The 15129-nt window shown below is 61.0% G+C and carries 12 protein-coding genes and 1 pseudogene; 7 read left to right on the top strand and 6 right to left on the bottom strand.

Annotated elements, in window-relative coordinates:
- Positions 1-138: 138 nt before the first annotated feature.
- The 5 genes from SB822_RS53055 to SB822_RS53075 all read right to left on the bottom strand — a co-directional run bounded on the left by SB822_RS53055 (position 139) and on the right by SB822_RS53075 (position 3802).
- Entirely contained in the window at positions 139-432 is a 294-nt protein-coding gene (locus SB822_RS53055) for a hypothetical protein (protein ID WP_143055850.1), read from the bottom strand.
- Between the two features lie 11 nt (positions 433-443).
- The gene (locus SB822_RS53060; protein WP_410858575.1) at positions 444-905 is read right to left on the bottom strand and encodes a helix-turn-helix domain-containing protein; all 462 of its coding nucleotides are present in this window, start codon (positions 903-905) and stop codon (positions 444-446) included.
- 209 nt (positions 906-1114) lie between these two features.
- Positions 1115-1384, bottom strand: coding sequence for a DUF5372 family protein (locus SB822_RS53065; RefSeq protein ID WP_090839195.1), 270 nt, complete (start codon positions 1382-1384; stop codon positions 1115-1117).
- 164 nt (positions 1385-1548) lie between these two features.
- Positions 1549-3576, bottom strand: coding sequence for a recombinase family protein (locus tag SB822_RS53070; protein WP_410858576.1), 2028 nt, complete (start codon positions 3574-3576; stop codon positions 1549-1551).
- A 34-nt stretch (positions 3577-3610) separates the two neighbouring features.
- The gene (locus tag SB822_RS53075; RefSeq protein ID WP_007577173.1) at positions 3611-3802 is read right to left on the bottom strand and encodes a hypothetical protein; all 192 of its coding nucleotides are present in this window, start codon (positions 3800-3802) and stop codon (positions 3611-3613) included.
- A 488-nt stretch (positions 3803-4290) separates the two neighbouring features.
- Here SB822_RS53075 and SB822_RS53080 point away from each other — a divergent pair.
- From SB822_RS53080 to SB822_RS53105, 6 genes and pseudogenes are all read left to right on the top strand, one after another.
- Positions 4291-4974, top strand: a pseudogene (locus tag SB822_RS53080) (Mu transposase domain-containing protein); the annotation flags it as partial.
- Positions 4967-5767 (top strand): IS21-like element helper ATPase IstB, encoded by an 801-nt coding sequence (gene istB, locus SB822_RS53085; protein WP_007577648.1) that lies wholly within the window; start codon positions 4967-4969, stop codon positions 5765-5767. The pseudogene SB822_RS53080 and the gene istB, both read left to right, overlap by 8 nt.
- A gap of 898 nt (positions 5768-6665) precedes the next feature.
- Complete coding sequence (locus SB822_RS53090; RefSeq protein ID WP_410858577.1) at positions 6666-7118, top strand: hypothetical protein; 453 nt, start codon at positions 6666-6668, stop codon at positions 7116-7118.
- A 150-nt stretch (positions 7119-7268) separates the two neighbouring features.
- A complete protein-coding gene (locus SB822_RS53095; protein ID WP_410858578.1) occupies positions 7269-8750 on the top strand; it encodes an ISNCY family transposase in 1482 nt (493 codons plus the stop codon).
- A gap of 455 nt (positions 8751-9205) precedes the next feature.
- Positions 9206-9346 carry a hypothetical protein gene (locus SB822_RS53100; protein ID WP_410858579.1) on the top strand — a complete coding sequence of 47 codons (141 nt, stop codon included), beginning with the start codon at positions 9206-9208 and terminating at the stop codon, positions 9344-9346.
- A gap of 74 nt (positions 9347-9420) precedes the next feature.
- Positions 9421-9945, top strand: coding sequence for a hypothetical protein (locus tag SB822_RS53105; protein ID WP_410858580.1), 525 nt, complete (start codon positions 9421-9423; stop codon positions 9943-9945).
- Here the strand turns inward: SB822_RS53105 and SB822_RS53110 are convergent.
- Positions 9897-10178, bottom strand: coding sequence for a DUF6723 family protein (locus SB822_RS53110; RefSeq protein WP_410858581.1), 282 nt, complete (start codon positions 10176-10178; stop codon positions 9897-9899). The genes SB822_RS53105 and SB822_RS53110 overlap by 49 nt on opposite strands.
- 1758 nt (positions 10179-11936) lie before the next feature.
- On the opposite strand from SB822_RS53110, the gene SB822_RS53115 reads away from it, so the two are divergent.
- Positions 11937-14279: a putative Ig domain-containing protein gene (locus tag SB822_RS53115; RefSeq protein WP_410858582.1), complete on the top strand. Its 2343-nt coding sequence runs from the start codon at positions 11937-11939 to the stop codon at positions 14277-14279.
- Positions 14280-15129 lie beyond the last annotated feature (850 nt).

Here is a 15129-nt window from a genome sequence, read left to right on the forward strand (position 1 = left end):
CGGCACTTACAAACAAGCACTTTTATTACATCATCAATAAATGCTCGGCCATATTTTTTTACACGGAATTATGGCGGATATACAGATAGGCGTTGCGCTTCAGATGGCTCGCCTGCACCTTCTGATGAGGATCGCTCTTCATGCTGTTGCCTCCTGACGCCGGTGTAAAAGCATTGAAGCCAGAATCAACGTCGCCTCCTGATGCAGCGTGAAGGGAACGATCTCTGCCTCACCAGGCGGCGGCTGCCGCCGTACAACCGTGGTCGCGCACTGGGCCCATGCCTGCATCCACGCTCTCATGCCGCTGCGCATCAACAGCACGAGGCCCTGGCCGCGAGGAATCTCGCACGGCAATCCAAGTGCCTGTTGCCTCAGATCTTCATAACGGGAGATCAGTCCGTCATTGCACAGCGCACGGTCCGGAGTGGACACGGACGGTTTCGTTACGGTTTTTTTTGGCGCAGAAACTGTCGTTCGATACTGCGCGGATGAACCTGTACGCCGAAGGTCTGGTGCACCAGACTGGCCAGTCGCTCCGCTCGCACAGTCGGCTCTGCAACCCGCGCCCGGTTCAGAAACTCCATCACCGCCGGGGTCAACTTGTGGCCGCTGCGCGGCCCAGTCTTCTGCGGAATCAAAGCGGCCAGTCCGCCCTGTTCGAAAGCCGTCTGAGCCTGATAGAACGACGGGCGGGAGAAACCGAATGCCTTGGCCGCTTCGCTGATCGGCCGCTTGTCCACGCGCACCGCGCGCAGCATCTCGTACTTGACCTGCAGCAGATCGTAGGAATCGAAGAACTCGCCCTCCCGAAACAGCGGATGCGTCACGGCATCGGGGCGCGGATTGAGGCTCGCCTGCTGCCGCAGCGCGCGGTGCTTGTCCTCTTTGCGTCGGTCTGTCGCCATGCACAAACTCCAGGGAAAGCGGCCAAAACAGTGTAACCACAATTATGTACCATATATCTGAATATGCAAGTCCAATGTCTGGGATATTTGCGGAAATATGGCCGATATAATGCAATTATATCGACGACCAAGGTGACCGTGGAGGGCGCTATCTGGCATAGTTAACTTTACATACGCGGCGTATTTGGCTTTACACGTGGTCGCGCTGTTCACGGCTCCAACGTGGCGATCAAACGCCCCAGTTCAAGCAGCTCCTCCACGCGAAACAAGGCGCGCCCGGCAGCGACGACGTTGAATGGGTCCTCGCCGACGACGCTCGTCCAGCTGGCGGGGAGCGCCCGCAGTCGGCCATTCGCGTCGTGAAACCAAACCCTGTCCTCATGCCAGTTCTTGGCGTGAAGGACCAGTTCGAATTCTTGCAAATGAAGGGGATGGTACGGATGAGTTACCTGAAAACGTCGGCTTCCAGCGTCACTCACGGGCGCAGTTGTCTGCGGACTCCAACGCGCCGACAGAGAGCCTGTGGGGATCGCTGAAGCAGGCGCGCATCCACGGTCAACGCTTTGCCACGCGTCGCGAAGCGATGGACGAGGTAATCGACTGGTTGAGCTTCTACAAGTGTGTTTCATACTGCCCAACCTCGCTATGTGCTTGATAAATCTAGAGAGCCCTGTTGTGCCATTGGTTTTGTGGGGTATCCGCGCCGTGCACGTGCCCTGGCCACGAGTTCGGAGACGGCGTCCCCGCCCAGTGAATTGCGATTGAAGATCCACGGACCATTGGGCAACGGATGCTCGGCTACGATCTCGTTGCGCTCGACCGCAAGCCTGAGCGTTCCGGGGCTCACGCCGACGAACGCCGCAGCCTCGGTCAATGTCATCCATCCTTCAGCGGCACGTCGCTCGCTCGAATAGACAGGGATCTGATGGTGGCTACGCAACGCGGTGACTCGCTCCTGGGTCCAGAAGTTACCCCGGCCGGTTCGCAGGTCATTGCGATTGAGCACGCCAGCAATGACCAGATCGGGACAGATACGGACGAGCTGGCGCACGGCATCAATCGCTTCGCGTGACGTATGCGTGGTGTTCTCACCGCGACGCCGCCGTGGCACGCGAATCTCGGTATGTACTCCGCCTTTCCAGTGGATGACGAGCACGATTTCGCTCGTTGCGTTGTCGACGTCGACCACGACTTCATGGATCAGGGTGCGCACAATACGCTTCTTCAGTCGGGCGTCGGCCTGCGGCCAGATCGATTCCAACGCTGCAGCAAGATCGGCAAACTCATCGGGCTGGGCAGGCGGTGTCTGACCGGATGTGCGCGACTGTTGCTCGATGCGCGATTCCACTTCCTCCACGCGCAGCAGCGCATCATTCCAGCGCCGCTCCAGTTCGTCGGCTACAAGCCGGTTGTCAGGGTCAGCAGCGTCGTATTGTTTCTGCGCGCGTTGGGCGGTATAACGTGCCGCTTGCAGATCCCGCTGCAGCGCAGCCAGCACTTCATCCTGCTTCAGGGTCTCTTCTTCGCGCGCCACCATTGCTGCCTCAATTGCCGCCGGTTGAACGACCTGCAAGACCGCCTCGGCGATGGCCGCGTCCGCGCGCGTGCCACCGAACGCAATGCAACGCGGTTGTCCCTTGTCCAGCCAGCCGCGATGACAGCTATAGCGCAAGGCGTCGTGCCTGTTACCCGTGTAGTGTAGCGTCAGCTTGCTCGCGCAGCGCCGACAGCGCAACAGTCCCGCCAGTAGGGCCTCGCCGTTCTTTGGGGCGCCTGCGTGTCCGGCCAGACGCAGGTTGCCATTGATCGCGCACTGGATCCGCTCGAATTCGTCCCACTGAACGTACCCGTCGTGGGCATTGGGAATGAGCGCAAGCCACTCATTCCGAGGTTTACGGCGATCACGTTTGCGCGGTTCCCCGCCTTCGTAATTGATCGTGCATTCAGTCTTGCCATAGGCATACGCGCCACCGTAGATCGGGTTGGTCAGAATCCGGTACACCGTGCCGTAGCTCGGCCGTTTCCATTGGATTTCGCCGCGCGGCGTGCATGCCGGCAACTGCAGGCCGTGCTCCAGAAACCATAACAATGTCTGACGCACCGATCCAATCGCGCCGAACTGGCGGAACACCGAGCGAATGGCGTCCTGCACGCGCAAATCCGGATCCTTCTCCAGGCGCTGGTCTTCGGTCTTGCAGTAACCCACCGGCGCCGCGACGACGAGTTCGCCACGTTTGGCCTTCTCCCGCCGAGCTTCGAGCGAACGCTGACGCAGCAGATCCAGCTCGTATTCGTTCAGGCTACCCTTTAAGCCGAGCAGCAAACGATCGTTGCTCTGTCGTGGCGCGTACACGGTCTCCTGATCAACGAGCACCGTGTCGACGATGCGGCACACCTCAACCAGCTGCTGCCACTCGCGACTGTTGCGCGCAAATCGCGAAACCTCACGAGCGGCAACTGCGCCGACGTGCCCAAGACAGACCTCTGCCACCATCCGTTCGAAGCCCGTGCGCGTTTGCGTTCCGGCCGCAGAGCGCCCCAGATCCTCGTCGATCACTTCGATCTCGTTCCAGCCCAACTGATGCAGACGATCCTGCATCGCATACTGCAGCTTCTGGCTCTCCAGATTGTGGCTGACCTGGTAGGCCGACGACTGGCGCACGTACAGCATGGCCTTGCGCGTCAGATGCTGTGCCCGAATCTTCTCATTCATCGCGCACCTCCGGCTCGTGTACGACGGTGAACAGCCCACGACGGTGTTGCCGCAGCAGTTGCGCCAGCAAACGCACCGTCTCCTGCCGAACCTCCTGCGGCAGGTGCGTCCACTGTGGCGTCTTCGGAAAAGGATGAAACAGGTCGAGTTGAGCGCCCGGTTGCGGGCTGGTCTGGCGTCGCATCAGCACCTCCTGTACGGAGCAAAGGATGGTGCTCGGCTTGTACCACACCGCGTTGCCCGGCAGCAGGCGCCTGTGCCAGCAGGTGCTTCAGTTCGCTCAATGCTTCACAGCTGACGGCGGGAGACGTTGCCGAGGTAATGCGACAGCAGGCAACGGGATCGAACATCCATTGCGGCACCTCCAGCAAGCCCGCCGTGTCGAACGGCTCTCGCCCACAGCGCAGCACTGACTCGGCGTTCTTCCTCTCTATCGTGGTGAAAATCCATACCGTGTGCCCGTACCACGGGTGCCAACGATAGAGAACTTCCCTTGACTCGGTGATATGGGCGTTGTGTTGACGGCTTGTACAATCATGGTCGCTTGCACTCGACGTTGAACTACGTCAGTCCGATGCAATTTGAACAAAACTGGTACGCCGCACAGCGAAAGGCAGCGGCATAATAAGCACTCGGTTAGCGGATACGAAATTTACGGGCAACGTCGGGGAGCAGGTGAAGCATCCGGACTATCGGGACCTGAGCGTTGCTGACGTATTCGAGCAGGAGCGGGCTCATCTGATGCCGATGCCGACACCGTTTGACGGTTACGTTGAGCGCGCGGCCCGGGTGTCGTCTACCTGTCTGGTGGTGGTCGGACGCAACCGCTACTCGGTACCATGCGAATTTGCAGGCCAGATGCTCAGCACGCGGCTCTATCCGGGCCGCGTCGTTGTGGTGGGCGATGACGCCGTGGTGGCCGGACACGACCGGCTGGCCGACGAAGGTCTGGTGCGCTACGACTGGCAGCATTACATCCCGCTGATCCAGCGCAAGCCCGGCGCACTACGCAACGGTGCGCCGTTTCTGGATATGCCCGAGCCGCTGCAACGCCTGCGCCGGGCGCTGCTGCGCGAGACGGGTGGCGAGCGCGTGATGGCGAAGGTTCTGGCGCTGGTGCCGGAAAGCGGTCTGGACGCCGTGCTTATTGCGGTCGAACTGGCACTTGAGCAGGCGCCGCCCTCCGGGCGCGTCAGCGTCGAGCATGTGGCGAACGTGCTGTCGCGCATGCGCAGCGTGCAGGTGCCGCCGAAGATCGATACAGCGCTACAACTGACCACACCGCCGCTGGCCGACACGTCGCGTTATGACGGGCTGCGCACGGCGCTGCAACAGCCGGAGGCCGGTCATGCGTGATCTGATCGTCGAACTCAAACAGTTGCGGCTGCACGGCATGGCTGCCGGCTGGGCAGAACTGCTCGAACAAGGGAACGTTGAGGTGGCGTCCTCGCAGTGGTTGCTCGAACGGTTGCTGCAAGGCGAGGTCGCCGATCGGGCCGTGCGTTCGGTCAGCCATCAGATGAACGCGGCGAAGTTCCCGGTGCATCGCGATCTGGCCGGCTTCGACTTCGACGGTTCGCCGGTTGATCGCCAACTGGTCGTGCAACTGGCCGGCATGACGTTCACCGAGGGCGCGCACAACCTGGTTCTGGTCGGCGGACCGGGCTCGGGTAAGACTCATCTTGCGACCGCCATCGGCGTGTCCGGCATCATGCATCACGGCAAGCGGGTGCGCTTCTACTCGACGGTTGATCTGGCCAATGCACTGGAGCAGGAGAAGGCGCAGGGTCGCGCCGGACGGATCGCCGCGAGCCTGCTGCGCCTTGACCTGGTCATTCTGGACGAACTCGGATATCTGCCCTTCAGCCAGGCCGGTGGGGCGCTGCTATTCCATCTGCTGAGTCGCCTGTACGAGCACACGAGCGTTGCGGTTACAACGAACCTGGACTTCGCAGAATGGTCCAGTGTGTTCGGCGACGCGAAGATGACCACGGCATTGCTGGACCGGCTGACGCACCACTGCCACATCGTGGAGACCGGCAACGAAAGCTACCGTTTCCGCCATAGCAGCGCCAGCGCAAAGAAGCGCATCCGCTCGCGTGAAGCGGCGCGCAAAGGCGACGGCGCGAGCGCGGCCGAATCAGCCTGACGTCGTTCGCCGGCAAGGGGAATCTGCTACGGGCTACGCCCTTCGCAGCTTCCCCTGCGCAACGCATCCGCATGCGAAGGAGGACAACGACCCCCGAAACCCATACACTTATCCACAACCGGTTCTGCTTCAGACCGGTCTCCACCCCGGCTCAGAATTCAATCGGCGCGGTAGCTCAAAATTCCGTCGGCGCGGACACCCCGGGCATGGGTGAAGAGCCTGACGCGTGGCTAAGTCTGTTTGATCACGCGAGGTCGTCGATAGGCACAAGATCATCTGGTCGCGTAATTGGGAACTGCGGATTCCCCGACGGAATGGCAGGGTGCCTCATCAGCTCATCTGGCGAGAGCGGTGGCGGGAATGGACGCGACATCCTTTGGCGCAAGCTCGTGAGAAACTGTGCCAGTTGATCGAACAGGCAGGTGTCGTTGCGCCATCGCTGCCAGTTTTTCGTGCCCTGTTTGCAATCGATCGCCGATCCTAGCCTAGCCTATGACATTGGTGTGTTTGCGTCGCCGAAACGTTCTGGTCCAAGAGAGCGCATCTTGGCAGCGGGTAATGTTGCAGCTTTAGTTCAATTCCCATGAGTGTCGCGACTTTACGTCAATTTAAAGTGACAACAACTTGCAACCCCCTATGGGGTGGTCGTTGATTGGTGCGGGTTTCCGGCCACCGAGGGGGTTGCATGTTTAGTTCGATTGACATCAACTGACCATTCGGCCGCCGCAGGCGTAGATTTCGAAAAGATTCAACCCGCAATGGATGCAGTACGAGGCCTGCTCGCCGTCAAGCGGGATTGCCGTCCCGAACATTCTCCCCTAACGTGACGGTGTCGGCGTAAGGCAATATGCCCGAGCAATTGCCCGCGATATCGCGTTTTCATACCACGAGATTGACGATGCCTCGCTCCAAACAGAATGGACGTTCTGGCAAGCGCCGGGTTATCCCGTCGAAGAATGCCCTCCTCCCGCTCCCGCAAGCCAGGATCACCGAAATTTCCTTGGGATACCATCTCGCACTTGCAGCGTGTGGCGGGGTCCACGGCAGCTCTCATCTTTTTAACGAGTTGACCCGCGCGATCTACCTGACTTTCTATCTCGGCGAAATGGGCTACATGCCCGTCGCGCTTGATCTGTACCGCATGGCTGAGGCGGGTCTCGAAGCTGGGATCCGGCGCGGCAACGAAAAAGGCTCGTGGCAACTCGATCCATCGGCGGTGGCGACGCTGGAAGTGGTTCTCCAGGTTCACGACTCGCAGCTTGCGAGCGCGCGTGCTGGAGATCTGATCAAGGCGGAACAGCGGCTGACCCATTTCATCATGAGCGGCAAGACAGCTTCTCCTTTCGACTAGACGGGCGACAGGTGCGTCTGGCGATGGCATCCACCGATGCGAGTGAATGTAGCGGCTAAGTTGTAATGTCCGCTTTTAGCCAAGTTCAAATGTCCGCTTTCGCACCGCGTAAGCTACCCGGCCGCCGGTTATCCGGCACTGGGAGCTTCGATGGCAGTAACAGAACGGATAACAATGACGATGCGAGAGCTGGACAGATTCAAGGTCATTCAGGATGTGGCGGACGGCACACTCAAGCCGTGGCGCGCGGCGGAACGGCTCGGGCTGACGACGCGGCAGATCCGCAGACTGGTCGGCAGACTGCGTGATCAGGGCGCGCAGGGGCTCGTGTCGCGTCGGCGCTCGAAGCCCAGCAACAACCGCCTGGACGCGGTGACGGCCGATCGGGCCATCACGATCATCCGTGATCGCTACGCGGATTTCGGACCGACGCTGGCCTGCGAGAAGCTGTATGAATGTCATGGCATTCGCCTGTCGAAGGAAACGGTGCGTCGGCTCATGACGGACGCCGGGCTGTGGGTGCCGCGCCGGCAGCGTCCGCCGAAGGTGTACCAGCCGCGAGCGCGGCGCGCATGCCTGGGCGAACTGATCCAGATCGACGGCAGCGAGCATGCGTGGTTCGAGGAGCGGGCGCCGCAATGCACGCTGCTGGTGTATGTCGACGACGCGACGAGCCGCCTGATGACACTACATTTCACGGCGACGGAGTCGACCTTCAGTTACTTCGAGGCGACGCGCGCGTACGTTGAACGCCATGGCAAGCCCGGCGCGTTCTATAGCGACAAGGCGAGCGTATTTCGCCGCACCGCCGCCAACAAGACTGGCAACAGCGTGACGCACTTTGGCCGGGCGATGTACGAGCTGAACATCGACACCTTCTGCGCGAACAGCAGCCCCGCGAAGGGACGCGTCGAGCGCGCACACTTGACGCTGCAGGACCGTCTTGTGAAGGAGTTGAGGCTGCGTGGCATCAGCACGATGGCGGAAGCCAACGCTTACGCGCCGTCTTTCATCGCGGCGTACAACGCACGCTTCGCGAAGCCCCCGAAGAGTGATTTCGACGCGCACCGGTCATTGCGTGCTGACGAGAGTCTTGATCAGGTGCTGACGTGGCGTGAACTGCGGAAAGTAACGAAGTCGCTCACGGTGCAGTACGACCGCGTGATGTATCTGCTAGACGACACTGCGGAGAACCGGAAGTTGATCGATCGGTATGTCGAGGTTTGGGAGTATCCGGATGGACGCATCGAGCTGCGTGGAAACGGACGTGCATTGCCATGCAGGCAATATGACCGACTGGCTGAAATCGATCAGGGCTCGGTCGTCGAGCACAAGCGCCTGAGTCACGTGCTGCAGGTCGCGCAGGCAATTCAGGCGCAACGCGACAACCGGCGGATCAGTAAAGCCCCGTCCCGGGCGCATATGGGCGACTCGACCCGGACCAGCCGGAATGTACGTGAGCCGGGCAAGAAGAAGCAGCACGAATTCACGCAAGCCGACATCGATCACGTGATCGTGGATCTTGCCCAGCGCAGAAAGACAGTCGCCGAACCTGGCCGGCGGTCTGCAAGGGACAGCGGAACAGGCGTAAGCGCCGTGCCAGTTCAAACGTCATCCTTCGACACTGCGTGAACTAAAACCCCGAGAGACAAACTTCTAACCTAAACAAAAGCGGACATTTGAACTTGGGTGGAAAGCGGACATTTCAAAATGGCTTTGACAGTGAAAACAGGTCACACCGGGTTTTATGTCAAGTCGCTGCCGATTTGGTTTATGTAACATTAACTAGAAATCCTAACGGACTGAGAGGAAATAAACGTGGATTAAAAGAACGAAGGCAAGTTGCTGGCGCACCTCGAAACCATCGCTTCGTCGCTCGAAAGGCTCGCGCTGTTCCGCGAACTCGATGCTTTGTACTCCTCCGATGAGCGGAAGCAGTTGCTCGCGGAGTATGGTGCGCTAAGACATGCTGACGCGGCAGCATTCAAGGGCATCGAGGCTGCGCGCGAGGAAAACGGTGAAGCGGGCCTCGGTGGGACAGAGCGGGTCGGGAAGGTGAAGAGGAAGCCAGAAAGCAAACTGCGCTCATGGTGGCAGCGCTTGAAGTACGTCGGGCGGCGATGGACAAGGTCAGCGAGTTCGAACGCCGGCACCCATCTATCATTGCGTTCTTCCGCGCGTATCCAGCGATCAATGAGCCGTCGGCGGCGGCAGAGAACAAACTTTAAAAGAAGTTGTCGCCGGTTCGATGCACGCCACTCGGCGCTGGTCATCCGGCCCTGCGACCAGATCTCGTCTCGCCGTGGCGAAGATCGTTCTCGCCGAGGACCTGATTCTGTCCAAGCCGAATTTCAACCCTGCGCGTGCCGAGCTCAAGAGGTTGCTCGACAAAGTTAATGCGTCTAAGAAGGCTCAGGCCCGGGCTGGCAATCAGTCCGATACCGGGAAAAAGGGCAAGTCGAAGTCGGCACTCGGTGAATCGCAGTCGCTCACGGAGGCCTTTACGCGTGAGTTGCAGCATCTGCTGCATCAAGACTACCTTCAGACTGTAATCGATTGGCTCAAAGTGAAGCTCGCTGAACCAGACTCAGCAGACGAGGCCACTGAACGACGTGAATGGGCGCATATCGAGGTGGCAACCAGCTCCATGCTGAGCGTTCTTGTCCATCTCGGCTGGAGTTTCCAGTCGTTATGTGCTGTACTCAAAAAGGCTCGTGCCACGCAAGATCTTCTCCTGTGTGTGGCCGGCAATCTCCGTCACGCTCTAGCGCCCGGCCTTCACGGTTCAGGATTGTCGAGATCCGACTGCACAACCATTTCACCGTGACGTTGCGCCGCTTCGCGCGCCTGGTCGCCGTCGGTGAACGGGCCGATGTCGGGCGCGCCTGTGAACGGAAACAGCAGGCGTCCGTCCGTCTTGCGCACGACCTTCAACTGGCCCATGTACGAACCTTCGGTCGTGCGGCGATAGCTTGCGTAAATCTGATAATCATCCGTCGACTCGGGTTTCGAGGCCACAGCATTGCGTGCTTTCGGGAAGATCATCCGTGGCCTGGTCATGTTGCAACTCCCCTACTTTGGTGGATGCCGGACTCGGCGTTTTTTGCCGGCATACCGGGTTACAAATCCGTAACCAGCGCTTCGTATTTGTCGTAGCTTACGATGGTGGCGAGGAACAGGTACGGGGCCGGCTTGCGCAATGGCCCCGTGGAGTTATGTCTATGAGCACATGATCGGGCCGGCGGACCACTGAATGTGACAGGAATCTGCGATAGGCTAATAACCCTAGTAGGGGCATGAGGATCCACCCCCTCACGAGCTGGTACTCGGGATTCCGTTCGCACCACGCCTCGCAGTTTCCATGACAGTCCTGCGGAACTGGCCGCCACACATCGGTGCCCACGTCGACTTCAGGAACAATCACGCCTTCTTGCCGACGCTCGTAAAGCGCGCGTGCATGATCGCGCAACGCATCGGACGGCGGAGGCTCGTAACCAAAAAGCAGCAACATCGCGTTCAAAGCAGGTTCTCGCAAAGCTGTGGACCGAGACTCTAGTGTCGCACTCTGCACCAACGCATGCCGAATTCATCGTTGACCCGTCCACCAATGTCCGCAAACGAAGGGTCGGAGAGCCACAATTATGTGGAATTGGACGATTTTTTCGGTGGGAACCAAAACTTGCGAGCTTCGGCCTGCCCTGCGACGATACGTTTTGAGTTCCTGATATCGCCCAGAAAGCTAGGTCGACAGGCAAATTTCGACCCGTTACCGCCGTTCAAGCAGTCCCAGTTGCAGGGGCAGATATCTGTGTGGAACGGCCATTCCCTACCGTCACTCGAGGACAAGTCATCGGATATTGCGAACGTTCGGCTGTCGGCGGGGTGAGGTGGCTTTAGGCTACTTTTCTGCCGTTCGGAGAATGATCAGGCGACTGTACGTCATCGGCCTGGTGTGGACCGATCGGCGTTTTCCGATCGGACCCGGACCTCTAAAAAATGACACGTACCGCGCGAGACGCCGGTGTACTCGGCGCACACGCTCGATGCGGTTGCCGCGCACACGCAAGCCGGCGGATGAGCACTGCGCGGTAGGCCGCGTGAGAAGTCAGCGGCATCAATCCGCCGCGCGGGATCGAACGATCGTCTTTAGTGATGCGCCGCGCGGCCTTCTTTTTTAAGGACATTCCCTACTATCCAGACGTGGAAGCGGCGCGCCGTAGGAGCTGAAAATGTGGCCCCGTTTCCGCGCGCTGCATGCGATATTCCCGTTGCAGAAAAAAATGGTAAGGTCCTCTCACCATCTGTCCGGCAACTAACCCGCGAATTGCCATCAAGCTTGCGCGCGCGGTGCCGACAGACCAATCATCGCTTTGTGCGCCCCAACCCTGTATCCAATGTGACGCGAACAACGATGATCCAGCTCAATCGGATTGCTATCGGCCTTGTCGAAACCGACGAGCACGCCCAATTCTCTGGTTATCTCGCGAGGCCGGCAGCCCGTTTCATTTCATTAGGTAAACGTAACGCGTGGGCAGGCTTGAATCGCTCACGTGGCATCGTCACGGCAATCTGCGCGGCCTGTGCGCTGATGTCCGGATTAGGCGCATGCAGCTCGCAAGCGCAGACATCGCCCGTTCCACCTTCTGCCCAGCCACCTGCAAGCGTCAGACTCTGGTGCGCCGAGCCGCCCGGCTATTACCCGTCCGTACAGACCTGTGCGAGCGGCTGGCAGCGACGCGCGCCCGATCTGCCCGCCTCCGCGGTTTCTCCACCCGTGCTGATAATTCCGGTCCAGCCTCCCGCAGAAGGACGATCCCAATGAAAACTATCCGACCGGTTCGGTGCACGCTCGCGCGTGCCACCTTTGTGACCGCAGCGCTCGCGCCGCTACTGCTTGCGGGATGCGGCGGTGGCAGTGACGACTCGACGGCGTCGAGCGGCACGAGCTCCGCGAAGCTCGCCGGCACCTCGTCAGGTACGAGTTCGGTGTCGTTGTCGCCGCTGTCGAGCACGGTGGCGAGCACGCTGGTGAGGCCGGCGTTCTACACGGCCCCGGTGGTGTTGAACCCGCCCTCCGACATCGACAGCGCGGCGCCTTTCGCGTCGGCCAATCAGCCTCCTGCCGCGCAAGCGTCGACGTCGACAATGGCGGCCGTGTCGCTTGCGCAGTTGACGCCGCAAACGATTGCACGGCACGCTACGAGGACTGCGCGGGCGGCGACGAATTCAACGCAGGTGACGACGTATACGCCGGCGCAGATTCGCGCGGCCTATCAGCTACCGCCGCTGCCGTCGTCGTGGAGCAATCTGAGCGCGAGCGAGGCCGCGCAAATGGGCGCCGGCCAGACGAATTACGTGATCGACGCGATGAGCGATCCGAACGTCGTCAAGGAACTCGCGGCGTTCAACCAGAAATTCGGCTTGCCGGGCTGCACGACGACCACCATCGCGTCGAACGCGTCGCTGCCGCTCGCGGCCCCTAGCAGCAACGCGTGCCAGTTCTCGGTTGTGCGCTCGACGACCAGCGGCGCGATGACGTCGAACGCGCCGCCGTACGACTCGGGCTGGGCCACCGAAATCGCGCTCGATGTGCAGTGGGTCCACGCTACCGCGCCGCTCGCGCGCATCGTGCTGATCCAGGCGCCGGATGCGTCGACCAGCAGCCTGATCACGGCGGTCAACCTCGCGAACGCGATGGGGCCCGGCGTCGTGTCGATGAGCTTTGGCGCCCCCGAAGGCTCGTGGACCGGCTCCGTCGATTCGGCGTTCAAGCACGCGAACATGACCTACGTGGCCGCTACCGGCGATAACGGCACCGGCGTCGAATGGCCGTCCGTGTCGCCGAACGTGCTGGCCGTCGGCGGCACCCATCTGAGTTACGACGGCACCACCAGGAACGAAACGGTGTGGTCGGGTACCGGCGGCGGCATTAGTCAGTACACCTCGGTACCGGCGTATCAGACCAAGTCGGTGCCTAGACTCGGCACGCTGACGAAGCGCTCGGTTGCCGACGTGTCGTTCAACGCGGATCCGTTCAGCGGTCAGTACGTCGCGGTCATCACGCCCGACGCGGCCGCGCCGAGCTGGTACAGCGTCGGCGGCACCAGTCTGTCGACCCCGCAATGGGCCGGCATCGTCGCCGTCGCCAATGCACAGCGGGCGCGCAACAGTCTCGGCGCACTCGGCCTCGCGCAGGCGCAGTTGTACGGTACCGTCTCGACCGACGCGGGTCTGTACGCGACTGCGTTCTACGACGTCACTTCGGGCAACGACGGTTACTGCTCGAGCTGCTCGGCCCATACCGGCTACGATCAGCCGTCGGGTCTCGGCACACCGGTGGTCGGCAGCCTGCTGTCGACGCTCGTCGTGTCCAAGGCGTCGCCGCCGGTCGTGTCGGCCGCGACGGTCAAGGGCAAGGAGGGCAGCGCACTGTCGTTCACGGTGGCGGCCAGCTCGTCGGACCCGCTCAGCTGGTCGCTCGCGAATGCACCGCAGGGCATGAGCATAGATAGCTCCGGTCAGGTGACATGGGCGCAGCCGGTCGCCGGCACTTACAAGGTGACCGTGACCGCGAAGGATACGGTCACCGGCTCGACGGGCAGCGCGAGTGCGAACGTGACCATCGTCGCGGCATCGAAGCCGGTCGTGCAGGCAGCGACGATCGTGGGCCAGGCGAAACAGCCGCTCAGCTATCAGGTCGACGTCAGTGCGGCCGATCCGGTCAGGTTCTCGCTCAGCGGCGCGCCTTCTGGCATGTCGATCAGCAGCGCCGGCGTGATCAGCTGGAGAACGCCTGCGAAGGGCACGTATAGCGTCAGCGTCAAGGCGACCGACACCAGCAACGGCCAGTCCGGTTCGGCGACGATGAGCGTGCGGATCTCGTCCGAGGCAACGGGCCCTGCGATCTCTGCTGCGCCGATCGGCGGTGTTGAGGGCCGCGCGGTCAGCGGCGTGATCGATATCGAGGACCCAGGCGCGGACAACGTGAAGGTCGACATCAAGGGCGCGCCGTCCGGCATGGTGTTCGTCGAGAGCGGCCCGGGCTTAGTTGCCAAATGGCGGCACCCGGTCACCGGAACCTACACGCTGACGCTGACCGCGGTCGATTCGGCGGGGCTCAGCTCGCAGGCAAATCTGGTGGTGACGATCGGCACGCGCTGAGCCGACTCGTCGCGCTGCCGCAACGTCGCTGCCGGCGACGTTGCGGCGCGCTGTTGGTGAAAGCGCGGCTTGGTAGCGGGAAGGCAGCGAGTCAGAGGGTCAGCATCGCGGCCGTACAGCGGAAATCTCTTCGTACAACGACGCAACGAAAGCCTTCATCAGTCTCGCGGACCTCGCGAACGTCCAGGGCCCGAGCGTTCCCCATCCCGGATATTCGGACGGCGGCTTGCTCACTTCGGGGAGCCGCGCGATCGCACCGTCCCCGTCAGCCCGTCGCCCCCTATTCCCAGTGAATCTTCCATGCGTGCGACGGTTTGCCTGATCGAGGGTCTGTCGACATGTGACTATCAATTGCTCGGTGGGCACGGCCCGAACGGACGTTGCCTGACTGGCGATCGGCACTTCCTGGCCGAATCCGGGCCGACAGCAAACGCTCCATACCGCCCCATTGCTGTCGCCCGAGCCGTTCGAGTTCCCGAGTTCCAAGGGCGGGTATCGGAGCGGAACGGTCATTCCGTGACGCCGATCTAGGACAAGTCTTCGGCCTTAGCAGCCAATCGGCTGCGACGCAAACAGCCATTCGCGAATGCCGAGTTTTCCGTTCATACGCGGTCATTGACTACGCACGTCTATGGCGGCGACGGTTGCATTCGGTTTGCAGCCAACGCTTCCTTCTTCGATTCGGCTGCATCGGTCCCGATTGCAAGCACAAGCCCAAGCCCGCGCATACAATCGATATGATCTTTGTTCCATCACGCTGCTGATTTTATAGATGGCGCGATCAAATCTGAAGTGCAACACCTTCCTCGTGTAAGGTGCGCACATGCAAAAAAGAAGAACGTATCAACAG

Origin of the sequence: Paraburkholderia sp. SIMBA_054 (genome assembly GCF_046534875.1) — a bacterium.
Taxonomy (GTDB): Bacteria; Pseudomonadota; Gammaproteobacteria; order Burkholderiales; family Burkholderiaceae; genus Paraburkholderia; species Paraburkholderia hospita.